Annotated in this window: 26 protein-coding genes and 1 tRNA gene; 19 read left to right on the plus strand and 8 right to left on the minus strand. The window is 44.9% G+C overall.

The annotated features are described in order from the left end of the window. Positions 1–1,145: right-handed parallel beta-helix repeat-containing protein (locus tag QT990_RS23850; protein WP_333411384.1), on the plus strand; the 1,145-nt coding region annotated here is incomplete at its 5' end. Further along, positions 1,102–1,341: a hypothetical protein gene (locus QT990_RS23855; RefSeq protein WP_333144103.1), complete on the plus strand. Its 240-nt coding sequence runs from the start codon at positions 1,102–1,104 to the stop codon at positions 1,339–1,341. The genes QT990_RS23850 and QT990_RS23855, both read left to right, overlap by 44 nt. On the opposite strand, the gene QT990_RS23860 is transcribed toward QT990_RS23855, so the two are convergent. The 3 genes from QT990_RS23860 to QT990_RS23870 are packed head-to-tail and all read right to left on the minus strand — an operon-like array spanning position 1,321 to position 3,721. After that, positions 1,321–2,286 (minus strand): DUF6282 family protein, encoded by a 966-nt coding sequence (locus tag QT990_RS23860; RefSeq protein WP_333144104.1) that lies wholly within the window; start codon positions 2,284–2,286, stop codon positions 1,321–1,323. The genes QT990_RS23855 and QT990_RS23860 overlap by 21 nt on opposite strands. A 59-nt stretch (positions 2,287–2,345) precedes the next feature. Next, the gene (locus QT990_RS23865; protein ID WP_333144105.1) at positions 2,346–3,260 is read right to left on the minus strand and encodes an alpha/beta hydrolase; all 915 of its coding nucleotides are present in this window, start codon (positions 3,258–3,260) and stop codon (positions 2,346–2,348) included. Positions 3,261–3,274: 14 nt separating this feature from the next. Beyond that, on the minus strand, positions 3,275–3,721 hold the full coding sequence (locus tag QT990_RS23870) for a SufE family protein (RefSeq protein ID WP_333144106.1): 447 nt from the start codon (positions 3,719–3,721) through the stop codon (positions 3,275–3,277). 196 nt (positions 3,722–3,917) lie between these two features. Here QT990_RS23870 and QT990_RS23875 point away from each other — a divergent pair, with 196 nt between their 5' ends. Further along, a complete protein-coding gene (locus QT990_RS23875; RefSeq protein WP_333144107.1) occupies positions 3,918–4,367 on the plus strand; it encodes an iron chelate uptake ABC transporter family permease subunit in 450 nt (149 codons plus the stop codon). 645 nt (positions 4,368–5,012) lie between these two features. Here QT990_RS23875 and QT990_RS23880 read toward each other — a convergent pair. Further along, a complete protein-coding gene (locus QT990_RS23880) occupies positions 5,013–5,375 on the minus strand; it encodes a hypothetical protein (RefSeq protein ID WP_333144108.1) in 363 nt (120 codons plus the stop codon). Between the two features lie 325 nt (positions 5,376–5,700). Here QT990_RS23880 and QT990_RS23885 point away from each other — a divergent pair, with 325 nt between their 5' ends. From QT990_RS23885 to QT990_RS23895, 3 genes are all read left to right on the plus strand, one after another. Continuing rightward, positions 5,701–6,432: a response regulator gene (locus tag QT990_RS23885; protein ID WP_333144109.1), complete on the plus strand. Its 732-nt coding sequence runs from the start codon at positions 5,701–5,703 to the stop codon at positions 6,430–6,432. A gap of 6 nt (positions 6,433–6,438) precedes the next feature. Next, positions 6,439–7,038 carry an adenylate/guanylate cyclase domain-containing protein gene (locus tag QT990_RS23890; RefSeq protein ID WP_333144110.1) on the plus strand — a complete coding sequence of 200 codons (600 nt, stop codon included), beginning with the start codon at positions 6,439–6,441 and terminating at the stop codon, positions 7,036–7,038. Between the two features lie 318 nt (positions 7,039–7,356). After that, complete coding sequence (locus tag QT990_RS23895; RefSeq protein WP_333144111.1) at positions 7,357–8,292, plus strand: fused MFS/spermidine synthase; 936 nt, start codon at positions 7,357–7,359, stop codon at positions 8,290–8,292. An 88-nt stretch (positions 8,293–8,380) separates the two neighbouring features. Here the strand turns inward: QT990_RS23895 and ccmS are convergent, their stop codons facing one another. From ccmS to QT990_RS23910, 3 genes are all read right to left on the minus strand, one after another. Further along, on the minus strand, positions 8,381–8,815 hold the full coding sequence (gene ccmS, locus QT990_RS23900; protein WP_333144112.1) for a beta-carboxysome assembly chaperone CcmS: 435 nt from the start codon (positions 8,813–8,815) through the stop codon (positions 8,381–8,383). Between the two features lie 321 nt (positions 8,816–9,136). Continuing rightward, complete coding sequence (locus tag QT990_RS23905) at positions 9,137–10,849, minus strand: ABC transporter ATP-binding protein (protein ID WP_445252064.1); 1,713 nt, start codon at positions 10,847–10,849, stop codon at positions 9,137–9,139. A 401-nt stretch (positions 10,850–11,250) separates the two neighbouring features. After that, the gene (locus QT990_RS23910) at positions 11,251–12,090 is read right to left on the minus strand and encodes a prephenate/arogenate dehydrogenase (protein ID WP_333144115.1); all 840 of its coding nucleotides are present in this window, start codon (positions 12,088–12,090) and stop codon (positions 11,251–11,253) included. 38 nt (positions 12,091–12,128) lie between these two features. Between QT990_RS23910 and QT990_RS23915 the strand changes: the two genes are divergently transcribed. The 12 genes from QT990_RS23915 (at position 12,129) to QT990_RS23970 (ending at position 24,218) form a co-directional block, all read left to right on the plus strand. Continuing rightward, a complete protein-coding gene (locus tag QT990_RS23915; protein WP_333144116.1) occupies positions 12,129–13,691 on the plus strand; it encodes a pentapeptide repeat-containing protein in 1,563 nt (520 codons plus the stop codon). 96 nt (positions 13,692–13,787) lie between these two features. Then, a complete protein-coding gene (locus QT990_RS23920; protein WP_333104756.1) occupies positions 13,788–15,350 on the plus strand; it encodes a pentapeptide repeat-containing protein in 1,563 nt (520 codons plus the stop codon). A gap of 79 nt (positions 15,351–15,429) precedes the next feature. Further along, on the plus strand, positions 15,430–16,959 hold the full coding sequence (locus QT990_RS23925) for a pentapeptide repeat-containing protein (protein WP_333144117.1): 1,530 nt from the start codon (positions 15,430–15,432) through the stop codon (positions 16,957–16,959). 22 nt (positions 16,960–16,981) lie between these two features. Continuing rightward, positions 16,982–18,490 carry a helicase C-terminal domain-containing protein gene (locus tag QT990_RS23930; protein WP_333144118.1) on the plus strand — a complete coding sequence of 503 codons (1,509 nt, stop codon included), beginning with the start codon at positions 16,982–16,984 and terminating at the stop codon, positions 18,488–18,490. Between the two features lie 106 nt (positions 18,491–18,596). Next, positions 18,597–19,835: a transposase gene (locus tag QT990_RS23935; RefSeq protein WP_333144119.1), complete on the plus strand. Its 1,239-nt coding sequence runs from the start codon at positions 18,597–18,599 to the stop codon at positions 19,833–19,835. Positions 19,836–19,880: 45 nt separating this feature from the next. Continuing rightward, positions 19,881–20,093 (plus strand): DUF2839 domain-containing protein, encoded by a 213-nt coding sequence (locus QT990_RS23940; protein WP_333063857.1) that lies wholly within the window; start codon positions 19,881–19,883, stop codon positions 20,091–20,093. Between the two features lie 125 nt (positions 20,094–20,218). Beyond that, positions 20,219–20,290, plus strand: a tRNA-Val gene (locus QT990_RS23945). 127 nt (positions 20,291–20,417) lie between these two features. After that, on the plus strand, positions 20,418–21,218 hold the full coding sequence (locus QT990_RS23950; protein ID WP_333144120.1) for a TIGR04255 family protein: 801 nt from the start codon (positions 20,418–20,420) through the stop codon (positions 21,216–21,218). Between the two features lie 4 nt (positions 21,219–21,222). Then, positions 21,223–21,627, plus strand: coding sequence for a hypothetical protein (locus QT990_RS23955; RefSeq protein WP_333144121.1), 405 nt, complete (start codon positions 21,223–21,225; stop codon positions 21,625–21,627). A gap of 6 nt (positions 21,628–21,633) precedes the next feature. Next, entirely contained in the window at positions 21,634–22,245 is a 612-nt protein-coding gene (locus QT990_RS23960; RefSeq protein ID WP_333144122.1) for a hypothetical protein, read from the plus strand. Positions 22,246–22,418: 173 nt separating this feature from the next. Continuing rightward, on the plus strand, positions 22,419–23,369 hold the full coding sequence (locus QT990_RS23965) for a DNA polymerase beta superfamily protein (RefSeq protein ID WP_333144123.1): 951 nt from the start codon (positions 22,419–22,421) through the stop codon (positions 23,367–23,369). Positions 23,370–23,441: 72 nt separating this feature from the next. Then, positions 23,442–24,218, plus strand: a complete 777-nt coding sequence (locus QT990_RS23970; protein ID WP_333144124.1) for a nucleotidyltransferase domain-containing protein — start codon at positions 23,442–23,444, stop codon at positions 24,216–24,218. A gap of 220 nt (positions 24,219–24,438) precedes the next feature. Here QT990_RS23970 and QT990_RS23975 read toward each other — a convergent pair whose 3' ends face one another. Further along, positions 24,439–25,167, minus strand: a complete 729-nt coding sequence (locus tag QT990_RS23975; protein ID WP_333144125.1) for a hypothetical protein — start codon at positions 25,165–25,167, stop codon at positions 24,439–24,441. Between the two features lie 264 nt (positions 25,168–25,431). On the opposite strand from QT990_RS23975, the gene QT990_RS23980 reads away from it, so the two are divergent. Next, entirely contained in the window at positions 25,432–25,566 is a 135-nt protein-coding gene (locus QT990_RS23980) for a hypothetical protein (protein WP_333144126.1), read from the plus strand. The last annotated feature ends 185 nt before the right edge of the window (positions 25,567–25,751 follow it).

Genomic DNA, 25,751 nt, shown 5'->3' on the forward strand with positions numbered 1-25,751 from the left:
AAACTCAACTTCAATCTCAAATCTCGGAGTTAGAACACCAGTTAGAAAGTGTGCGTCAAAGTCGCACTGAATTGGAATCTCAGCTAACTTCTCAAATTTCCCAATTGCAAAGTCAAATCGAGACAGCAAATCAGAATCAAGATCAACTTCAATCTCAAATCTTTGAGTTAGAAAATCAGTTAGAAAGTGTGCGTCAAAGTCGCTCTGAATTGGCATCTGGGCTAGAAACTGCTAACAGAGAACGATCGCACCTTTATTCTCAACTCTCGGAAACTCAAAGTCAAATCGAGACAGCAAACCAGAATCAAGCTCAACTTCTATCTCAAGTATGCGAGTTAGAACATCAGCTAGAGACAGTTTATCAAGAACGCTTACAGCTAACATCGCAACTTTCCGAAGCGGGCGATCGACAATCTGAGCATTTTGAGTCGAAGTCAGGGAAAATTAAAGCATCTACTTCAGATACCAAAGTTGGGAAGAGTCAAGGATTTGTTGTTTCTCAGCAGGGTCAAGGCGATTATACTACTATTAGCGAAGCGCTGAAAAATGCAGCACCGGGCACGCGCATTGACGTGCATCCAGGCGTTTACCGTGAAAGTCTAATTATCGACAAATCGGTAGAAATTATCGGCAGCGGAGAGGTCGATCGCATTGTGGTTGAAAGTATCAACTCAAACTGCATTAAAATGGCAACTGACAGTGCTTTAGTGCGCGGTTTAACGCTGAGCGCAACTGGGAAATATTACACTGTAGATATTCGTAAAGGCGAGTTAATCATAGAAGACAGCGATATCACTTCTGCGGACTATTCTGTGGTGGGAATTTGCGGCCCTGATGCAAATTCTATCCTCCGCCGCAGTCAAATTCATGATGGGGTATGGAACGGAATTTTTATATCCGATAATGGGAAAGCAACGGTGGAAGATTGCAGTATTTTTGACAACGGCAGTTTGGGAATAGGTGTCGGATTGGGAGGAAAATTGATCGTGCGCCGGTGTCGGATTAATGGTAATGAAGGTGAGGCGATCGCCGTTTACACAGATGGCATTGCTACCGTGGAAGATTGCGATTTAACGGGCAATGCTGGGGGTGCTTGGCGCATTGCAGATAACGGATACCTGCGCGACAAAGGCAATCAAGAATAGAAGAAGGAAGAAGGCAGAAGGCAGAAGGCAGAAGGCAGAGGGAAGAGGGAAGGAGGAAGAAGGCAGAAGGCAGAAGGCAGAAGGCAGAAGGAAGAGGGAAGGAGGAAGAAGGAAGAGGAAAGAGAATTCCCAATTAGCGATTCCCAATCCCCGATTGCCAATACCCAATTACCAATTACCAATTCTCAATGCCTAACAATCGAGCTGGATTGTGTTTCATCATTAAATCAATTTCCTGCGGAGAAATGCCTTCACCTATCAATTTTTTCACAAATAATTTGTAGCCTTCTGCAGGTAAAGGATCGGGTTTCCTTCCTAAATCCGTGCTCATCACAAAATGCTCTGCTCCTATTAGTTTAATCGCTGCTGCCATTTTACTAATAGGAACTTGATGCCAGTTTTTGTGTCCGTCATCAGCGGCATTTTCTCCCATCAAATCGTTCACAAATGCTAGTTCTAGAAAAGCTCCGGCTGCGGCGACTGTTTGCATATTTTCTAGGGATAAACCGGGTACATCCGCCATTGCGTGGGTAATCAGGATGTTCTTAATCTTGAGCAGGTTGGCTTCACCGACAACCGCCATCACTTCTTCTGAGGAAATATGACCGGTTTCCAATACCAAATTCTCTTTTGCCACAATCTTCAACACCGCTGCTGTTTCCGGTAAAACCTTGCCATTTTCCGCAACTTTAATCCCCCTTCCCGACTTGTGAAAAACCTGCAAGTGATGCTCAGCATCAACCGTTGGTAGCCACACTACTTTACCGTATTTGCCACCTATGCGGTGCATTGCGTTAACAGCGTCGGGATTAATGCCGCCTACCGAATGATTAAGAACAACTCCTCCGAAAACTTGGATTTCTGGTACTATTTTATTAACCAAAACTGCCCGCGCTGCTGTGCTGGCATAATGATTTTTCAATACAACAGCTTTCATCTTCGCCCTAGCAGCTAATTTCGCTACCTCAAAATCATCCAACCTGCGGGGAATCACATCAGGAGAAGAATGAATGTGAAAGTCGATCGCACCTTCAATCGTACTCTGTGGCAAATTGATTATCGGCGAATCTCCGACAGCATAAACTGGCAGACAAAACCAATAGCAAACCATCCAAACTAACGTAAAAAAAACAGCTTGCATTCCTCCCCTCTTCCCTTCTCCCCTCTGCGTTCTCTGCGCCCTCTGCGGTTCATCCCCTCTTAATCCTCTCCAATAAAAGATTGAATCGCATTTGCCAAAGCTTCTGCATTCTCTTCGTGCATACCCAAAGAACCAGGAATAACTCGCGATTCAACACCCGGTAATTCCGTTAATGCTGCCATTTCAGCCTTTGATTTTGGCGGCGCATTCTCAGCAATTACAACCATCATCGGCACTGCTAACTGTTGAAATTTATCTGTAAATTCCGATCGCACTTTTGCCGTATCTAAACCACCAGTCACAAAGGCCGCGGAACCGTATCGAGCACCGGGTTTTTGCGTCACTTGCCATTTGCTTTGGATGAAATCCGGCGTGACTTTAGCTGCATCAACATAGACGTGGCGGCGGTACATCAAACTGAGGAATGACGGCGCAGTGTTGAGTTTGTATAGGAATTGTCCCAGTAAGGGCGATCGTACTAATTCTCTCACCATTCCGTGCCACCCGCTTTGCTGTTTGCTCATCGTCGGCAAAGGCCCGCGCCAAGTCGGCGCAGCTAAGACAATCTTTGACCAAACATTGGGCTGTGATTGGGCTAATTGCATCACATAACCCGCCGCGTGACCGGCTGCAACTACAGCCACAGGACTCTTAAAAATTGACTCAACAAAATCCTTGAGAAATTGATGGTATAATTGCGGTTGATAGTCGGTTCGCGGCCGATCAGATTCGCCAAAACCCGGCCAATCTAAGCTCACAACTTGAAATTTAGGAGCTAACAATTCTGCTAAAGGACGCATTTCTTCTCGCGTCGAAACCGTACTGAAAGCCGGCAGCAGCAATACAGGATTTCCCTGTCCTCTGGTTTCGTAAATAACTTTGATTTGCGTTTCTTGCCAATTCCAGAGATATTGTTGAACTGCGGCGGGATAGTTGCCAGAACCTGATTTTGTTAAATTTGTAGTTTGAGTCATGGCTGTTTATTCTTTTAATTTGCTTCGGCTTGCTTGCTCACTTCGCAAGCAAGGGCTTTGTTTCTCATCATTTGAAAGATGTTGTAAAATCCGTTAGCGCGGGAGGGTGTCAGACTCACATTCAATCCCGTGTCTTGAATAAAATCTGGGGTAATGGTGACAATTTCAGCAGGCGTTAAGCCGCTCAAACCTTCCACCAGCAAGCCAACTAATCCTTTGACTAACTGAGCGTCTGAATCGCCTTGAAACAATACTTTTCCTTCTGCCAAATTTGCAGTAACATAAACTTGCGACGCGCAGCCAGAAACCTTGTTTTCCGGCAGTTTGTCGCTTTCGGGAAATGCTGGGAGTCTCTTGGCATACCACAGCAGTTGTTCGTAGCGCTGTTTGGGATCGGAATGTCGCTGAAAGCGCTGAACGATTTTAGCTAGGGCTGCGGGTAGCGCGGTGTTTGCGGACATGATTCACTCGTAGCGGTTTACTTCGTTAATATTATACATTTAATTTTGGCGGCGGGTGCGATCGCCTGCTCATCTGCTCCCACTGAAGCCGTCTTCAGGTGAATGGGTTATTGTTATTGTAGTTAACGAGTTCGAGCATTCAAAACAGAGGAAATATGGTATTTAGTGCTGTTAATCAAGATTGTGGTGTAATGTAGTGACTCTGCAAAAACTCTGGCTACAACATCGCATTTTTCCGGCAGTTGTCTTTTTAGGATTGGGTTTGCTATTAACCATCGCCCTTTCGCTTTCTTTTGGTGCGGTGCCGATGAGTTCAGATCAATTGTGGCAAGCATTTCTGCACCGAGGTGATGCTGTCAATCAAACTATTTTGTGGGAATTGCGTTTGCCCAGAGTTGCGGCGGCGCTGACGGTTGGTGCGGCTTTAGGAATGTCGGGGGCTTTGCTGCAAGGTTTGCTCCGCAACGGTTTAGCCGATCCTTTTGTATTAGGAATTTCGGCTGGTGCAGGGTTGGTTGCGATTACCATGCTGACTTTGGGAATATTTCAAACTTGGGTGCCTTTGGCGGCTTGGATAGGTGCTATTTTAACTTCGATCGATTTTATCACCCAATCAAAGCAGTTGGGCTGGAGATTTGCTGGATAAGTTTAACGTGAAAAATGTCGCAGCCCAATTGCAAGGAGATAGCCCCGTGCGAGGCTACGTAACGCTTTCAGCGGAAAAGGTTTTAGAGGCTAATCCCGAAGTAATCATTATATAGCAATCCTAAATGATTCCGATAAATTTGTAGGGGTAGTGCCCCCGTGCCTACCCCCTATCTATCGGGCAACCACGGGGGGATTGCCCCTACAATAATTATGAGAATGATTTAGGATTGCTATAGTCGATCGGGGAGAAGGAATTTTAGACCAATTTAAATCGGATTCATTTTGGAATCAACTAACAGCCACCAAAAATAATCGAGTTTACGTTTTTGACTACTACGGATTGGTCAACCCCGGCAGTATCGAAAAAATTGAGCAAGCAACTGCTCAACTTAAACAAGTTTTAGCTAAAAAGTAGAGATCCGATTTTGAGAGATAAAAAATCTCTATAAATGATGGAACAGAACAAATTGACTATAATTTCTCTAAAAGTGAGAAAGCTAAAGGCACTCAAAAGCGCGCACCCTTGTCAGTAACAGGCTTTTCGGCCTGTTCCACAAAAGATAAATTTTCTTGTGGAACAGGCCGAAAAGCCTGTTCATAAAAGGTTAATTGAGAATGATGCAAGATATCCGATCGATCGGCCTCAAGTCAGATCCAGAGGTGGCAAACCGCGCAACTGCCGCAGCGAGTTGATACACGCTTGGCAGTCGCAGCCAAACAGCGCCGCCGCCGCATCGCTTTCTTCTTCCGAAAAATCCAGCATCGCCACCCGTTCTTCACCCGGGCGCTGCCAAGTAATTCTCGGCTTAGAAGCCACAGCAGCAGACTTGCCAGGAAGCCGCACGCAAGTCAGACGCTGAGTGTGGGGCGATCGCACGCATTGAGGCGAATCAGCCGATTGGCTTGGTGTTTCGCCAATTTGAGCGGGATTTGCGATCGCGCTCAAAGACATCAAAGATCCAAACAGCGTCGGACTTACCAATAAAGTGAGGAGCAATCGATTCATTTGTCGTCCTTAAGAACTTCAACGTACACAGTAGCCGATTATCTGTTGCAATTCAACAAGGTTTTCGTCCGATATCAGTACGATTTGCCGTTATTAAGGCTTAAAAGCCGAATATTTGCCCCCTAAATCTCGAATAATTGTCCGCGTATTAGCAACCAGCATTTTCTGATAAGTATCACCTTGGCTCCCCTGTTTAAGATTTGTTGCAATTTGAGTAAATTTAGCTTGCCAGTGATAACAAACTCTTCCAATGTGGGTAAACTGATTTCAGCAAGGGTTACTCGAAGCAACGAACAAGTTTACCTCAAAAACCAGGTGGGGAGTGATGAGTACAGTTTTAGTGGTGGAAGATTCCCGCAGCCAGCGCGAGTGCATTTCACATCAGTTGAGATGCAGCGGATTGAATGTAATTCAGGCATCTGACGGTGTGGAAGCGCTGGATAAAATTGAAAAAAATTGCCCTGATTTAGTATTATTAGATGTCATAATGCCCCGTCTAGACGGCTACGGGGTTTGTCGTTTAATTAAAGCTAATCCCGAAACTCGGAATCTACCAGTTGTTTTTTTAACAGGCAAGGGACAGCAGTTAGCTTTATTTGCGAGGTTCCAGGGCGATCGCGCCGAGGCTTATGTTAGCAAACCTTGGCAGCCGAGGGAACTTTTGGCAACGATCAAAAAAGTTTTGCTCAATGCCAATATTAAGTTCGATCGAGCTTCAGCCGACGCTTGGACAGAATACGGGATTTTAAACTTAAGTACAGTCGAACTGTATCAAAGCCATGCCGATGCTTGGACAAAATACAGCGCCCAAATTATTAAATTGTACGATTCCAGCTTAGCAGCTTTCGAGCAAGCTTTGGCAATTGAACCGAGTCACTCGAATGCAAACAAGTATCGCAACCGAGTCCAGACAATCCGGACAATTTTGATGAAAAAATTAGAGCAAACTAAACCCTGCAAAGTGTGCGATTATTATTACGGTAAGGATGGCATCAATTGTGCGGTGCATCCTGCTGGCCGCCCTCAAGAACTGTGTCGCGATTGGGAATTTAATTAAACTAAAATGAAAACAAATAACCGCGCTAACTTGGAAAAGTTGCTGCAAGAAAGAAACGAACATCCCGAAAGAATGGCGGAAATTGATGAAAAAATTAATGCCACTTTCCGCAAAAATTACGCAATTTTAGTAATGGATATGTCGGGATTTTCGCGCACGACAGTCCGCTACGGAATTATTCATTTTTTGGCAATGATTCACCGGATGCACGGAATTGTCAAACCGATAATTTCAGAATACGGTGGCACTGTAGTTAAGGAGGAAGCAGACAATATTTTTGCAGTTTTTACTGATGTAAAATCAGCGGTGGAAGCTGCGATCGACTCTTTGAAACAAACGGCGGCTGTCAACACCACACTGCCGCCGGAGATGGATATTTACCTCTGCATTGGTATTGGCTGTGGCGATGTTTTGATGCTGGAAGGAGAGGATATGTACGGATCGGAATTTAATCTGGCATCTAAGCTGGGAGAGGATGTGGCGGAACGGGGAGAGATTTTGCTCACTTCAGCAGCCTTTGAAAAGTTAGAAGGTGACAAGCAAGATTGGGAAAAAGTGGAACTTTCGGTTTCAGGTTTGGAGTTGGTGGCGTACAAGCGGCTGTAATCGGGTGAATTTCTGTTGTCTTCTCGTTCTTCGCCCTGCTGGAAAATGAGACATGACCCAGCCCAAAAACGGATACAAGCCACCGACTTAAGTCGTGGAAAGATAAAAATTTTAGACCCTAGTTCAAGATCCCAGATTGATCTGTGGGGTAAATCTAAAATCTAAAATCTAAAATCTAAAATCGACTGACTGGCCCCAGCCTTGATTAGAAACCCGGTTTCTTCGCAGATACCGGGCGACTCAGCCATTTTTGTAGAAACCGGGTTGATGAGGCTATATTCTTAGAGAATATCGAATTTAAATAAAATTTAAAATCAGATGATTGAGGAACACAAAACTTGGCAATCTATTAATTTATCCGCTATTGGACAGCGGCTGGCTTGGCTGCAGCAACAGCCAGACAAAGTTATTTTTTGCAAAGAGTCTGGTGTTCACTATGTTGCAGTCACAAAAGATCGATCGCACATTAAGCTATCTTTAGTAGAAAAAGTAAATCAGCATACAGATTTACTGCAATCTATTTTCGATTTCAACAATCCTTTACATCTAGTGTCTGAATATACTCAGGCGATGATGTTGGGTTTAGTGTGGCAAAGCCAACCTCAAAGAATCTATATGGCTGGATTTGGCGGCGGCAGAATTCCCTTAGTTTTGCACCACTATTTGCCGGAAACTGTTATAGAATGTGCGGATGTAGACCCGATCGCGATCGAAGCAGCTACACAGTGTTTTGGGGTAAAATTGGACGATCGGCTAACTGTAACAATTCAAGACGGCAGAGAGTATTTAGAGCAGCAAAAATCAGATACTCAGTACGATATCATCATGATCGACGTAGCTTTTGGCAACGGCTACTTTCCGCACCGCTTATCCACAAAAGAATTTTATCAAATCTGCGAAAAACACTTGTCAAGCGAGGGAGTTGTGATAGCAAATCTGCTGCAAAGAGATCAGTTTTATGCCGAAAAAATCACGACTCTTCAAAGTGTGTTTTCTCAGGTGTGCGTGTGTGTTGGCCAGGAAAGTAATAGCATTTTGATTGGTAGCAACAGCCAGATTTTAGAGAAAGATGAGATTGTTGCTAAGGCAAAATATTTGCAAGATAGCTATCAATTTTCCTTTCCATTAACAGACAGGGCGCTTGAGGTAAAAGTAGGTAGAGAATTGGCGGAAGCTATACCTAATTTAGACAAAGCTCAAATTTTTCATGACGATTCGCCGCCCGCTGGTTATTTTGATTGCTGGTTATTCTGATAAGTGAGCAACGGCTCAAAAAACAGGATATCCTGAACCCCGCAGCAATTTAACGGCTGGGGGTATCGAACGGGGATTGCATTTTACATTATCCTTTCATACATTCAACCATCTGCTGTTCTAGCTTAGCCAACAATGTATCAACATCTGTTGCAGCTTCCTCAAAACAAACAGGAGGTTCAGGCTTAGGTTCAAAAAGAATCAACTTAATTTGACCTTCGCCGATCGCCAAAATGGCCACTTCCTTCTCAGGCTTGTGAGCGTTCAACACACCTACAACTTCCTGAATATGGCTTTTAACTTGACGGTTCAACTCTTCAACCGCCTCTTTCTTACAATACACAAAACGCGCAGTTTCTGCAATATCAATTGCCAAAATCTCCTCGCTTTCTTCTCCCCTTTCCAGAAATAGCCCCCAAGCCAAAGCAGCCAATTCATGTTGATTAGCTTTCACAAATTTATCTAATTTCCGACTCCAGCTATTTTCGTTGGGTTTGGACTCAGGGCTATCAAATAGAAACATTTTCTCTTCTTGTTTGTATAAACTAATATTTTACAGTCAGCAGTCAGTAGTCAGTTGGCAGTTGGCAGTTGGCAGTTGGCAGTTGGCAGTTGGCAGTTGGCAGTTGACTGTTGTCATTAGTTACCCATGCCCAATAGCCCATCCCCAATTACAAATTAGCAATTCCCGGGAGCATCTCATATTTGCAAAAACACTTCTTTCTTCTTCCTTCTGACTCTTTTCTCCTGGCTCCTGACTCCTGACTCCTAATTCCAATTTCGAGCTTTGCTGCTTTCATTGAGATGCTCCCGCAATTCCCAATTACCCAAAACCGCTGCGTTTCTATCTTATACCAGATTGCACGCGCCAGAGCGCCGCATAAATTCCGTCCTGTTCGATCAGTTGTTCGTGCTGCCCCGATTCTACCACCAGCCCCTCTTCCATGACACAAATGCAATCGGCATTGCGGACAGTAGAAAGACGGTGGGCGATCGCAATTGTAGTGCGATTCTTGGTAATTCGTTCGAGCGATCGCTGAATTGCCGCCTCAGTCTCGTTATCCACCGCTGAAGTAGCTTCGTCAAGAATCAAAATCGGCGGATTCTTCAAAACAGCCCTCGCAATTGCAATTCGCTGCCGTTGCCCCCCCGACAATTTTTGACCGCGTTCCCCTACAATAGTGTTGTAACCGTCCGGCAATTGTACGATAAACTCGTGCGCTTCGGCAATTTTAGCAGCATTTACTATCTCTCGATTGTTAGCCTCAAAACTGCCGTAAGCAATATTTTCTGCCACCGTACCGTGAAATAAAAACACATCTTGACTCACCAATCCGATCGCTCTGCGTAAATCTTTTAAATTCAGGCTATTTAATTCTATACCGTCGAGATAAATATTGCCGTACTGTACCTCGTACAGCCTCAATATTAGTTTCACCAGCGTACTTTTTCCCGAACCAGTAGCCCCAACAATCGCAGTAGTTTTTCCCGCCGGCAGAGTCAGGGAAAAATACTGCAAAATCGGTTTTCTTTGATTGTAAGAAAAAGTAACATTTTTAAATTCTAGCTCACCCTTAATCGAACTAACAGGCCGCCGGATATCACCCGTGCGAATTGCGATCGGAGTATCCAACAAATTCATCACCCGATTAGTAGAAGCCATAGCGCGCTGGTATTGATCCAGAGTATTTCCCAGGCGAGTCAGAGGCCACAGCAACCGCTGGGTCAAAAACACCAAAACGCTGTAAGTTCCCACAGACAACCGGCCCGCCACAACCTCCAAACCGCCCAGAAATAGCGTTGCAATAAACCCTAAGAAAATCACAACCCGAATCAGCGGAATAAAAGCTGCCGAAAGTACGATCGCCCGTCGGTTGCTTTGCCGGTAAGCTTGGCTTTGTGCTTCGATGCGCTGAATTTCATAATCTTCGGAAGTAAAACTTTTAATAGTAGTAATTCCCATCAAATTATTCGACAGTTGCCCGTTCAGAAAACTCACCTTTTCCCGCACATCAGCATAGAAAGGAGCAAGGCGATTTTGAAAGGCGATCGAACCCCAAATAATAAAAGGTATCGGCAGCATTGACAGCCCAGCAACACCAGGAGAAGCAGCAAAAAAAGCCGCACCAATCACAACAACCGTTGTAATTACCTGAATCACCTCATTAGCGCCGTCGTCCAAAAAACGTTCGAGTTGATTGATATCATCGTTGAGAATAGAAATCAAACCGCCCGTGCTGCGTTCTTCAAAATAAGCTAATTCTAATTCTTGCAAATGGCTGTAAGCTTCCAGACGCAAATCGTGTTCAATATCCTGAGCCAAATTGCGCCACAAATAATCATAGGCATATTCAAAAAGAGATTCCAACGTCCAAACAACCGCGCTCAAAAGAGTAATAAGAGCCAGTTGCCAAAAAACATCTTTTATGCCCCACTGAGCGAGGATAGAATCTTGCTGTTTCACCACCACATCAACGGCAATACCGATTAATGCTGGCGGCGCTAAATCAAAGAATTTATTCAGCAGCGAACAGATACTTGCCAGCCAAGCTTTCATGCGGTAGCGGCGCCCGTACTTCAGCAGCCGCTTTAGGGGATGGACAGGTTTTGATGGATTTGGTGACAATTGAGGATTGGGGGTAATTGGGCAATTTTTAGATTTTGCACTACTCTCACAGCTTTAGAAACGGGCAAGATGCCCGTTCCACAACTAAGAAATTGTCTTTTAGAACGGGCTTTTCGCCTGTTCCGAACGGGCAAGATGCCCGTTCCACAACTAAGAAATTGTCTTTTAGAACGGGCTTTTCGCCTGGTTTAGACACCAGTTATTAAAAACGGAGAAATAGCCCCAGGCTACGCTTTAAACGTTAACACTCGCTTTATTTTAGCGACTACACCAACTATTTGGGCATCCACCTGAACGTCAATTACTGGTTGAATTGGCTGGTAAATTTGGGATCACAAGTTGTAATTCTGTCTCGCTTGTTGAGTCAGCTTCAGCTTGTGTTCGAGACATTGCCAATTTTCGGCTTTGATATCGCTGATGAACTCGTCGAGACTGTCGCGGTAAATAGAGAGCGATCGCAATAATTCCTCTCGATTGTACTTTGCCACCATCACTCCCAGCTCGGGATTGCCGCCCCCAACGCGGCTCGTATCCCGAAAACCCGAACTCGCCAAATGTTGGGCTAAATTCACAATATCCCGATCGCCCTCTCGATCGCACGCAGCAAGCAGCGTCGCGCTCGCCATCAGCGGCAAATGAGAAATCCAAGCCACAGCTCGATCGTGCTCGATCGGATCGCACCGGTAAACCGACGCACCCAGCAACCGCGCAATTTCCTCAACCTTATCCACCGCAAGCGTCGGCGTCTGGGCAGTCGGCGTCACCACATAAGGCCGGCCCACAAACAAATCCTTTACCGCCGCCTCAATTCCGCTTTCAGCAGTCCCCGCCATCGGGTGTCCCCCCACAAAATTCGGCCACAGAGGAGACACAGCCTGTACTATGGGTGTTTTTACGGAACCGACATCGGTTACAATAGTATCAGGGGAAAGATAGGGCACCAACTCTCGGACGATCGGCTCGATCGACCCCAGTGGCGTGCAAATAAAAACCACATCGGCTGCTGCCATCAGAGACAGGTTTATGCTGGCTTCATTGACAACACCGCGAGCTTGCGCCCGATCGCAAGTCTGCTGCCGACTCGAAACCCCAAAAACATTAAACCCGCGCGATCGCAAATCCAGCCCGATCGAGCCACCAATTAAACCCAGTCCTACAATACCGATATTCATAGCAATAAAATGGGGATATTTGATACGGTGCCGCCCCCATGACAGTCGAGGAACTCCTGAAAAAATATGCCGCCGGAGAAAGAGATTTTGCCGGAATCAACCTGACTGAGGCCAACCTCAGCGGCGTCAACTTGAGCGGAGCCAACCTCAAGGGTGCGAATCTGAGTGTAGCAAACCTGAGCGGAGCCAACCTCAGCAAAACCAACCTCACAGGTGCCAAACTCAACATCGCCAGACTCAGCGGCGCCCATCTAGGCGGCGCCGACCTCACCGACGCCGACCTCAACGTCGCTTACCTAGTGCGAGTTGACCTCAAAAAAGCCATACTCACAGGGGCCAAACTGATCAGAGCCGAGCTCATTAGAGCCGAACTCAGCGGTGCAAACCTCAGCGGCGCAAACCTCAGCGGCGCCACCCTCACCGAAGCCACCCTTCGAGGAGCCAACCTCGCTCAAGCCAACCTTCGAGGCGCTCACCTCAGCGGCGCGTGCTTGACAGAAGCCAACCTCGAACAAGCCAACCTGCAAGGAGCAGACCTCAGCCGAGCCGACCTCAGCGGCGCCGACTTGCGAGGCACAGAACTGAGACAAGCCAACCTCACTCAAGCCGTACTCAGCGGCGCCGACCTCAGCGGCGTCAATTTGCGCTGGGCAATCCTCAGCGGGTGCAATCTTCGCTGGGCCGACCTCAGCGAAGCCAAATTGAGCGGTGCCGACCTCAGCCGAGCCGACCTCTGCCACGCCAACTTGCTGAATGCCAGCTTAGTTCACGCCGACCTGTCAAATGCCTATCTGATTCGCGCCGACTGGATTGGAGCCGACTTAACCGGAGCCACCTTAACCGGAGCCAAACTTCACGCAGTTTCGCGGCTGGGCATCAAAACCGAAGGCATGACCTGCAAGTGGGTCGATCTCAGCCCCAACGGCGACCACAGCCAAATTTACTGGTTGAACTCGGGAGGAACCCAGGAATTTTTTCACGAAACCTTGCCCACAGTTCGGATTGTGATTGACTCGCCCTTAGACCAAGGCGCTCATTTTGCGCTAGCTGCAACTTATTACCAAATTGCCCAACAATACCCGAGTTTAAGTCAGCCTCCCACGATCGAAGTCAGCTCCAGGCGCACCGTACTCGCCTTTCAAATGGACAGTGACGATAAATTATTTGCCACCGCTTACGTTGCCATCATTCCTTTTAACGACGCTGCCATAACTCAAAAAAACCTAATAGCTTTGATGAAAATGATTCAATCCCACGATGCAGGCAAACTTAACGTCAAAGAATCTAAACACGTCCAGTTATGCAGCAAAGCTCTCAACCAAGCTATCAGCAAAGTAGACCAAATCAAAATTTCCAGTTCTTTTCCCAAAATCGGCGAAAGCATCAATTTTTTTCAAATTCCTACACAGATGCTCTTAATTAATTCCCGCGACCAAAGACTCAGCGTATATCACCACCCAGCCTTCGGCAAGCGCCTGATTAAAAAATACGACCCAAGTAACTCAACCTCTGGTAAGTTAGCCGAAAGCACAAAATTGGCTCAAACTAATATCAGTAGCATTTTGGATTTTATAAAAGGCTTCCACAATATAGATGTTTAGGCATATTGCATCAAGTTACAAAAAATGCTTATTCTAGTTTAAAGGTTGGCACAACAAAGCTTTGTTCTAGCTAACACATCAGGGAAATTGAAAAGCATGGATGCCGAAGAACTCATCACCAAATATGCAGCAGGAGAAAGAGACTTTACTGCCATTCTCCTTTGCGAGGCAAATCTCAGCAGGATCGATCTCAGCGGGGCTAATTTCAGTGAGGCAATCTTGAGCCTCACCAACATGAGCGGCACCAATCTGTCAAACGCCAACATGAGAAAAGCCAAACTCAATGTTGCCAGACTCAGCGGTGCTAATCTCCACAAAGCCAACCTCAGCGGCGCTATCCTCAACGTGGCTAACTTGATTCGAGCCGACCTCAGCGAAGCCCAACTCGTCGAAGCTACAATGATCAGATCCGAACTGATCCGAGCAAACCTCAGCAGTGCCAACTTGAGCGGGGCAAACCTCAGCGAAGCAGATTTGAGAGAAGCAACCCTCAGAGAAGCCAATCTAGAGCAAGCCGACCTCAGCGGGGCTCACCTTAGAGGCGCTTCCCTAACCGCGGCCAACTTGGAACGGGCTAACTTGCACAGAGCCGACCTCAGCAGGGCAGACTTGCGAGGAGTCAACCTCTGCAATGCCGAACTCAGACAAGCTAATCTCTCTCAGGCCAACCTCAGCGGCGCTGACTTGCGAGGCGCTAATCTCCGGTGGGCTGACCTCAGCGGGGCGAACCTGACCGGTGCTGACCTCGATGAAGCGAGATTGAGCGGGGCCAACTTGTACGGGGCAAATTTGAGCAATGTCAATCTGTTGAACGCTACTCTGGTACACGCGGATTTGACTCAAGCGAATTTGATTCACGCTGATTGGGTGGGCGCAGATTTGACGGGGGCGGCCCTGACGGGGGCAAAAATTTACGCGGTGTCTAGGTTTGATGTGAAAGCAGATGACATTACCTGCGATTGGGTTGACCTGAGTCCTAACGGCGATCGCAGCCACATTCAGCGCTTTACCCCAGAAGAATCTCAAAGGTTTTTCAATGCTACACCGCCGACAGTTCAAATTATTGTCGATCGACCCCTCGACCCGGATGCTAACTTTGTCCTGGCAGCTACCTACCGCCAAATAGCCCGTCAATACCCTGCTTTGAACCATCCTCCCAGTATCGAAGTTAATTCCCGACGCACAATCATATCATTTAGAATAGAGCAGGACGATCAACTATTTCCCACAGCTTTCGTGGCGATTATTCCCTTTAGTGATGCAGCATTTACTCAGAAAAATTTGATGACTCTGATCAAGATGATTCAACCCCAAAGTGGTAATAACCTGGGCGTCAGAGTCTCAAATATGGTAGTGCAATTAAACGTCGCCCTGACCAAAACAATGAGAAAAATAGGGGAAATGAAAATTCAGCCGATTCGCCTCGATCGCGAACCGATGTCAAGTTTTTTCCAATCGCCTACCCAAACTGTACTGGCTAACTCCAGCGCCGAAACTTTGATGATTCACTATCACCCAGATTTTGGCAGAAACTTGACAAATTTGCCCGGAGTCAACAAAACCTCTATCAGTCCTGCAATTAAAGCCCAAAGATTTACCACCCCGCCGCTAAATACGGTCATTGAGTTTGTCAAAAGCTTTTATCAGCTCGGTGAGTAAATACTATAAATTAATTTGAAATAATTTCTATTCATGCCCTATAAAAGTTAGCCAATTGCCCTTTCAGTTAGGTAAAAAAATGGAAGCTGAAGAACTGCTCAAACGATTTGCACTCGTCAAGAGATACACAGAAGGCGACAGAGATTTCACAGGAATGAACCTGAATGAAGCTAATCTCAGCCGCATCAACCTCAGCCAATCAATTTTAAGGCGGGCTAGCTTATTTGTCACCAACCTCAGCGGCGCTAACTTGAGCGACGCTAACTTGAGCGACGCTAACTTGAATGTGGCTAGACTCAGCAGTACCAACCTGTCGCGGGCAATCTTAAACGGGGCGACTCTCAACGTAGCAAACTTAGTCAGAGCCGATTTAAGTGCAGCTCAATTAATCCGAGCATCCCTGATTAGATGCGAATTAGTCCGCTGCGAACTCAGCAAAACTAACTTCAGCGGTGCAAACCTGACTGAAGCAGATTTAAGAGAGGTAAAACTGACGGAAGCTAACCTGTGCGGTGCTAATCTTTCCGGTGCAAATCTCAGAGGTGCTTCGGCTGCTTCAGCTAACTTTCAAGAAGCTAACTTACATGGCGCAGATTTGACGAAAGCAGAACTTAGCGGCGTCAATTTGAGCAATGCCGATATGAGACAAGCTTCTTTGCAACAGGTGAATCTCAGCAGTGCCAATTTGAGCGGAGCTAACCTCAAATGGGCTGATTTGACGGGAGCTAACCTCAACGGCGCCGATCTGAGCTGTGCTAAATTGAACGGAGCTAACCTTAACGGAGCAGATTTAAGAAATACTAATTTAGCAAGTGCTAGTTTGGTTCACGCTGATTTGACAGAAACAAATTTGATTAATGCAGATTGGGTGGGCGCTGATTTGAGGGGAGCAACTTTAACAGGAGCAAAACTGCATTTGGTTCCTCGATGTGGCATCATTGCAGATGATATTACTTGCCAGTGGGTTGACCTCAGCCCCGCTGGCGATCGCACTCAGATTCAACAATTTCATTCGCCGTCAGAATCGATAAAATTTTTAAGTCACACGCCGGGGTTAGTGCAAATTGTGGTTGACGCACTTTTAGACTACTCAGCAAACAGCACTTTAGCAACAGTTTACAGCGAAATAGCTCGGCATTACCGGGCCATGATTTTTCCTCCTAATATTGAAGTCGGCTACCGCCGCACAACTCTAACTTTTAGATTTGAGAGCGATGAGCATTTATTGCCAGCAGCTTTTTTAGCGATTCTTCCTTTTAAGGATGCTGTACAAACTCAGAGAAATATTATGGTTATCGGCAAAAATATTGAAAGTCAAAATTTGGATGAAAAACGAATAGTGCAGTTGCGTCAAGCATTGAGTACAGCTACAAATAAGTTAAATGAGTTGATAAATTTGCTCTCTAATATATCACGGCTTAGTCAGCCCACAAAGTTTTTTGAGTCACCTACCCAAACTATTTTAATTAGTTCGGGACAGGAGAGTTTGATGGTGAATTCTCACGGGAATTTTGGGAAGGGAGGTGCAACTCATCAGGAGAGTAAATTCAGTTTGCCTCTCGGTCAAAAAGTAGTTGATTTTCTGGCCAGTTTTGATTATCTTGAGTGAGAAATGTCAATTTTAAAACCGATTGATTGAGGTAGAAGTCCACAACTCATTGCTCCGCTTCCTGCGATCGAACTCCGAGCCGCACTGGCCCCACCATTTAACGATGGCGCGGCTCGTGGCGCGGGCTTTGCGCTTGGGGCGCAGCGCTCTGATCCAAACGGGGCTTCCCGCTGGAGCTTACCGACAGCGGTATCGAGTCAGCTATTTGATGCCGATTTTGATGTGGCCGGAGCCTGTGATTTTGGTGGCGCCGACACGGCTGATCGAGCATTTGAGAGGAGTGGAAATTCCGCGTTTGCAAGAGTGGTTGGAAACTGATAAGCTGATCGAGACTTATTCCGATAATGCCACTGGACGAGGATTGATGCTAGCCGATCCCGAGTCTTGGCTGGCGGCTCGCTTGGCGGGGAATTCGGAACTTCACAGCAATATTCCGACAATTATCGACGGTGTGGATGACTTGGAAGTTTGGACGCGCCAGCAATTGACGGCGGGCTTGCAACCTGCTGACTGGAATGATTTAATGCAATCTCAGCCTTTGGAAGCCGATGCAATCCTCCAAGGGCGGGTACTGCTAACGCGGGCTTTCTTTCAGCATCCGGCGAAACCAGAGGAGTGCTATTTGCTGGAAACCGCAGAGCAAAATATTTTGAAGGGGCTGTTTGAAAAAATCGAGCCGAATTCGCTGATTCCGGCTGCTTGGAGCAATTTTTGGCAGCGGTGGGAAGGAGACGGAAAATTGCGGTGGGCGCAAATTAATCGGGAGGCTGGCTCATTTTCTCTGTTCTGCGCGCCGGTTCAGGTGGCTGAGGTTTTGAGCAAAATTTGGGATTCTCAGCCTGTGGTGTTGATTGGGGGGGCGGTGGATGTGGAACCGAAGGCTCCGATCTTCCGGCAAATGCTGGGACTGCCAGAATTGACGAGCGTTAAGTTTTCGCCCGATCGACAAAGCGAATTAATTCAACTGTACATTCCCAACTGGCTGCCGCTGCCAAATACGCCGGAATTTCAGGGTGTTTTAATGGAAGAAATTCGGACTTTGCTGTTGATGAGCGCGTCGGTGGCGGGTTTAACGGTGCTGATTGTTGGTGATGTACCGCTGAGGGCTCGGCTGGCGGCGATTTTGGCTTCTGAGTTCGGTTCTCGGGTGCAGGTAGAAAAGACTGATGTGGGCGAGAATGCGATTTTGGTGACAGGGTGGGAGTTTTGGCGGGAACATCAGGGGGAATTGAGGGCGCCTCACTTGCTGGCGATCGCAACTTTGCCGCTACCTTCTTTGGAGAATCCTTTGGTGACGGCGCGTGTGGCTTATTATAAGGAACGGCGCAAGGATTGGTTTCGGTTGTATTTGCTGCCGGCGGCGCTGAATGAGTTGCAACGGGCGATCGCGCCGGTGCGAGAACGTCAAGGGGTGGTGGCGATTTTCGACAGCAGGGTGATTCACCGCAGTTATGGACAGCAGGTTTTAGTGGCCTTGAGTCCTTTTGCGAGGATTGATTATTTGGATACGACTTGGCTGACGCAGGCTTGAGATGACCTGTTGGCGTATAATTTGGTTAGGTATTGTAAAACTTTATTGACTTTATGGCCATTAATAGCCATTTCTAGTATAGAATAGTCAAAATGACGGTACAACAATGCAGCTAGTTGAAAAGCACATTATCGATCGAACCCACTGGCTATACAAGCAGCTAGATAATTTGTGCTTTCTCTCGAAGAATCTTTTCAACTACGCTAACTACCTAATCAGACAAAAATTTATTATCTCAGGAGAATACCTCGACTATTACAAAATACAGAAACTATGTCAGGGAACGACTGACTATCTAGCATTACCAGCCAAAGTATCTCAGCAAGTATTATTGAGATTAAATGAAAGCTGGAAATCATTTTTTGAAGCTACCAAGGAATATGCCATCCATCCAGAGAAATTCAAAGCCCGACCAAAAATACCCAGATACAAACACAAAACATTAGGCAGAAATGTCCTGACTTACACCGCTCAAGCCATCAGTAAAGAATGGCTCAAGAAAGGAATTATCAATCTCTCGAAAAGCCAGATATTTCTGACTACTAAAGTTAGGGTCGTAAATCAAGTCAGAATCGTCCCAAAAACTTACCATTACTCGATGGAGGTAGTTTATGAACCCAAGGATGTAAGTCAATCATCATCAGGTAGAGAAGGGATAGCAGGAATTGATATGGGGCTCAATAATTTAGCGACAATTACATCCACTCAAAAAGGGTTGGTTCCGCTGATAATAAATGGCAAACCCCTCAAATCAATCAATGCTTACTATCACAAAAATAAGACAGTGTTTCAGTCCTACTTGAAGGGGGAAAGAAAGACATCAATCAAAATTGAACAATTAACTCACAAGCGGCATGTAAAAGTAGATAATTACCTGCATAATGCAAGTCGATTCATCATCAATCATCTGGCAGCTAACCGAATCGGGACACTGGTGATTGGTAAAAACGATAACTGGAAACAGGGAATAAATCTCGGCAAGCGGAATAATCAGAACTTCGTAGCCATACCTCATGCAAGGTTTATTGAAATGCTAACTTATAAAGCGCAGTTAGCAGGAATCGTTGTGAAGGTTATTGAAGAAAGTTACACTTCAAAGTGTTCTTTTTTAGATAATGAACCTTGTGTCAAGCATTCGGAGTATAAAGGTAAACGCATTAAGCGAGGGTTGTTTCGTGCTGGTGACGGCAGACTGATTAATGCCGATGTCAATGGCAGCGCTAACATTGTCAAAAAAGCATTTCCCAACGCTTTTGCCGAGGGAATACAGGGCGTGGTAGTACGTCCGGTGAGGGTCACACCTTACAAAATGGTTGTCCGAGGCAAGTGTAATATTTGCCTATAAAACCTGTAACTATCCAGTTGAAATCTAATTTAGTAGACAAAGATTATGGGTGAAGCTAAGCGTCGCAAAGAGTCGATCGGCGACGAATACGGAAAAGAAGAACGCATCGTTCCCTGGCTGCCAATCACGAAAACCCAAAGCGAAGATTTTGTGAAGTGGACAAGTCGCGGAAGCTGGATGGGGATTAGTCTTTTGGTGGCTTGGTGGATTGTAGTGCGGTTTGTCGGCCCCTCGGCGGGTTGGTGGCAGGTTAACTGATGCCAGACTCGACAAATGCCTGTTTTCTTGGCATTGTGTCGAGTTTAACTCGGAAACCAGCGGCTGAATTTTTAGGAAAAATTTAGTTGCTAATTTGGACTTGGTATGGTATAGTAATTATCTGCGGGCAATTAGCACAGTGGTAGCGCACTTCCTTCACACGGAAGGGGTCACAGGTTCAAATCCTGTATTGCCCATATTTTTAAGTTGTAAAATTGGATTCGGAAAAGGCGAGGGCATCTATCCTGAATGTAATTCTGTTGGGAAGTAAGTTAAGCTAGAGTAATAGACGCTCTTCAAACTGGTAATGGATACTTTGAAAAAATGAAGCTCCCAAACTATGAAAGAGTAATTTATGAGGACAGCCCCCTAATTGAGGTTATTGCTCAACTTAGATTTCCAACTATCCTGAAAATTGCCAGCCAACAGCCTGTAGACTTTCAAGATAGTATAAGGTTTGAATACCCAATTTTTGAAAGTTCTAGAAATTTGCAGATTCCGGTTGAGCTATCTAATCTTTTAACCCAATTTACCTCTAATTTTACCAGTGACTTGACTTCAATTGACTTGACTTATCAATTTAAGTCAGAAGACTTGAGTTGCCAGATATCTTTAGACAAAAACTCTATAACGTTTGCTACGACAAAGTATGAAAGATATGAAAATTTTATTGATAAATTTAAACGCGCTGTAGAAATTTTTGAAAAAATATATAATCCCTCTTTTTATTCACGAACAGGACTAAGATATCGTGATTTAATTATTAGGTCAAAACTAAATATCAAAGACAAAGAGTGGCATGAATTAATACCGCAACATATTGCTTCTGAACTGTATACACCAGAAGTAGCAGATTCAATTCTAAACTTTGTTAAAAATTTACAGCTAAAAACTGAATTCGGTCAAGTTAATTTTAATCATGGGCTTGTTAACGTTAGGGACACAGAAAGAGGTATAGATGAAACAGCTTATTTATTAGATACTGATTTTTTTACTGAGGATAAAGTAGAAAGGAGTGAAAATGCCTGGAAAATACTCGATAACTACAACCATACAGCCAGAAATCTCTTCCGCTGGGGTATCACGGAAGAGTTGCACAGAGCAATGCGACCTCAACCAATATAATCCTATGCACGTAACAACTGGTGGTACTCAAAGCAAAAATATAATTGGACAAAGGTATGAAGTTTTACCCACTCCTGCTCAGACGCAGTATCGGCACACATTAGCATCTGCTACTCCTAGCTTAAAAATCGAAGTTTCCATCGAACCACCTATTAGTGGTGAATGGTTTGGTCAATTCAATCAAAACACGATCGCTTGGGTTAAGTGCTTAACGCTACTCAATCTGCTTTTTGCTAAGACTCCAGAAGGATTGCAAGAAGCATCTGACGTGCTTGAACAAATGGTGGAATATTATAGTGACTGTCGGTCTGATTTAGGACAAACTACCTTACCTCAAGAATTAGGATTACTTACTGGTAGCGTATTACCTAGCGAAGTCAGACCACCTTTAGTCCTAGATTTTGAGTAGCTAACCATGCGTAAACCTTGGATTTACAGAGCCTCGAATGACACAGAGGCTCTTAGACAAGGGGAAATTCTGACTGGACTTATACAGATTAAACCAGTTCCAAGTGAATCTTCTCCAAACCTCGATCAAATTCCGTACCTCGATCAAATTCAGTTTAAACCTATTGTTCATCCTTATGCAATTATTGTTACTCAAAACTGTGATTTAGATTGGGACTATAGCGCTAGGCAAAATCGAGATAAACCTAATAAGTTATTAAACTCTATACTTTTTTGTCAAGTATATACAGCTCAAGAAATTCGCTCCAACAAAACAGTTCAGCTAAATTCAGCAGATTGGAATTTAGTTAAATCTAATCGTTATCAGCAATACCATTTTTTGGAAAAAATACCTCTAGAACGTGAATCATCTCAGGAAGGAATACCAGAATTAACAGTAGATTTTAAAAAAATTTTTGCGATAGATGCTGATTTCTTATACCATCAAATAAATAATAATTTTGCTAAACGACGTGCTGTGCTTGAAAGTCCATATTTAGAAGACTTTTCACATCGTTATCATGACTTTCATGGGCGTGTAGCACTTCCTGCACAACATGAAAGTGAAAAGGGGGTATAAGCTAAAGCGAAAAATTAAGCAGCGATAAAATTAGAGAACTTTTTGCTTTTTCGCTAAACAGAATTCTGTATGTAGCTGTCCTTTTCCGAATTGCTATAAATTCTCGATTGAGTTTTGTATTACAAATATGCTACACTAACATTGTAGCTCGTGCCCCCGCAGGAGGTTTCCTCATGGCAAATGCCAATATTCCTCAAAATTTCAACTTAATCCTACCCGCAGGAACCCAAATTGTCACCAGAATCGAGGTCAAGAACCCCGCCAGCGACCAACCTTGGAAACCGGGATTAGTAGGCGTCATCGTTCAATCGCCTACGGACAATTCCCACGCATATTTAGTCAAACTCCCAGACGGAACACAAGTTAGTCTGCGGCGGCACGAACTCAGTATCCGCAAGCAGTTTCAGAGCGAAGGATTGCATTCAGGAGGAGATTTTCTTGCAGAATACAACCTCTATGATTCTGTAATTTACCGCTGCATTCTTGGTTCGAGAGCCTACGGTCTTGATAACGAGCAATCCGATACAGACAGACGCGGGATTTACCTGCCGCCGGCAATACTTCATTGGTCGCTTTACGGCATTCCAGAACAATTGGAAAACAAGGAAAATCAGGAATGCTATTGGGAACTGCAAAAGTTTCTAGTTTTGGCACTAAAAGCTAATCCAAATGTGCTAGAATGTTTGTACACGCCTTTAGTAGAAACTGTTTCTCCTGTAGCACAAGAATTGCTCGAAATTAGGGAAATCTTTCTTTCTCAATTGGTTTATCAAACTTACAATAGCTACGTTTTGTCTCAATTTAAAAAAATGGAGCAAGACCTCCGCAATACCGGGGAAATTCGTTGGAAGCACGCGATGCACTTAATTCGCTTGTTGCTGTCAGGAATTACGGTGCTCAAGGAGGGGTTTGTACCAGTTCGGGTGCAGGATTATCGATCGCAACTTTTATCTATCCGCAACCAAGAAATATCCTGGGATGAGGTGAATCGCTGGCGGTTGAGTTTGCACGGTGAGTTCGATCGCGCTTTTGCTGCAACTTCCTTACCGGAACGTCCTAATTACGAGAAAGCGAATCTGTTTTTGATTAAATCTCGTAGAGGTGCGATCGAAATCGGGAATTGAATCGGCGATTGAATCGGCGATTGAAATCGCTTCTATACAAACAAAGTCCGCCTACGCGGACTGAAGAAAAAGATGATAGAATACATCTCTAATCTCGCTAAAATTATTTCAGTTCGACCTTACCCGCTGCTGTTTGCGACTGTCAGCGGTTCGCACTTATACGGCTTTGCTTCCGCAGATTCTGACTTTGATTTGCGGGGAGTACACATTTTACCGCTACCGAAAGTAATTGGACTGATTTCTGCCGAAGAAACAATCGAAGTTTCGGAAGTTCGGGAGGGAATGCAACTCGATTTAGTAACTCACGACATCAAGAAATTTTTTGAGTTGCTGTTGAAGCGGAACGGCTACGTGTTGGAACAACTGTATTCGCCGCTAATAGTTTACACTACAAAGGAACACGAGGAATTAAAGGATCTCGCCTCAAACTGCATTACCAAGCACCACAGCCACCACTATCTCGGTTTTGCTAAAACTCAATGGAAACTGTTTGAGAAAGAACGCCCGCGTCGGGTTAAGCCGCTGCTGTACGTTTATCGGGTGTTGCTGGCTGGGATTCACTTGATGCAAACGGGGGAAGTCGAGGCGAATTTGGTGAAACTTAACCAGAAATTCCAGTTGTCGTATATTCCTGATTTGATTGCTAGAAAGCTGGGCGGGGAGGAAAAATCAGTGCTGGAAGATACAGATATTGAATTTTATCAGCAAGAGCGCGATCGGCTAATTAATATATTAGAAGAAGCAAGTTTTACAAGTCATTTGCCGTCAAATCCTAATGCAAAGGTGGCTCTTAACGATTTTCTGGTAAAGGTGAGGATTTCATCTCTAAGCTGCTCCACGTCTAATTAGTCGTTTGGTGCAGCAAGCACCCTACATATTAGTCGTAGGTGCGCCGAAGAGCGTAGCACTTCCAGTCCAGGACGCATCAGTACCAAAGAAACCTGGTTTTTTATCCTGATTAAAGACCTGAATACAGTATTTTCGTCCATCAAACCCGCTTTCAAGTGATTTACTTGGATAGCTTTCTGTTTGCTGGTTCGTTAAGGGCCGCTATACCCATAGTTTGATTCTAGGTAACTTCTGTGTTTTTTCCTGGTATGTAAATATTCCAACTTACGCCGCCTAAATATGTCTTGATATATGAAATCAAGGCGTGGATAAATACAACGATTCCCAGCATTTCTAAAAACTCTTCAAGGGTCGTTACTATCACGTAGGATAGATTCCTCTCCGGTCCCGTTGTATAAACTATGTATCCCGCTAGCATTTCCATTCCGATGGCTCCTCCAATATAAAGAGCGGTTGCTGCAACAAACAATTTTTTTGTAGCAACCGGAAGGTGGAACAGAAACTTACTGTAGGATAAGAGAAATATCGCTACTAGAAAACCCATCGGCACAACCCAATTAAAGTAAAGAAATCCTGTAGTATTTACCAGGCTTCGCATCGGGTTAGCAAGCTTTTCGTGCCATTGACTCACTTCGTCTAAAGATAGATATAAAAAGATGAAGGATAAAATTGTCCAGTGATGCTTGTAGCGACAACTATCCAAATTTTTCGCATGGGCGATCGCACCCAGCAAGAGAGAACTGAACAGCAATGCCAAAAATGAGTATAAGGTTGGAATGTTCCTCTCGTAATCAACGTTGAATCCGTTTGCCAAGAAGTCTCTAGACGGGTAATCCGGCAAGAAATACAAAGTCATCTGACCTAAGAAAGATAGTAAAACTAGACAGACCACCACTCGAAGCAGGAACTGGGTTACAGCCCCAGGAGTTAGGGAAATTTGGAATTTCATGTTTTTTTAACCTGAGTTTAAGGTAATCTTATCAAAGAAAATCTTTTTTGGGTAGATATACAGAAAAAAAGACTCATCCTGGTAAAAATCCTCTTTTTTTGCCGTAAGAGTATCGTAGGATTAAGGAATTTAACAGACATCGATCGCCCTTAATTTTATTGTGGCTATATAAAAAACTTTTTGTTTCCTGATATGTAAATTAGATATCTCCCAAAATGAAGCTAAAATCCTTACTACGGTTGAGTCGATATCTAAATTCGATCGATGTCTGCCAGAAAAACTCGGTTTCAAGAAGCGGAGATTCCTCAGTACAGAGAATTTCTGTCATCAAAGGCGATCGCATCTCAATTGAGAGTGACAACTATGAGAGGAAATAACAGGTTGATCGCGATCGAGTGATTCGCCGCCATTGGTTAACCTAGACTCCCCCCAGCGAGAACAAAATATTTACTTGTCAAAGTCAATTAGCTTTCAGTCAATTGCTTATTTCCTAAGTTTTTGCTGCTTTACTTAGGGCTTGCTGAAAAAGCCTAAAACCTTTACATAGAAAGACTTTGACTGGTTTGAATGCTCCGCGTGTGCAA

This window comes from Microcoleus sp. T3_B1, from assembly GCF_036700445.1.
In the GTDB taxonomy this organism is placed as follows: Bacteria; Cyanobacteriota; Cyanobacteriia; order Cyanobacteriales; family Microcoleaceae; genus Microcoleus.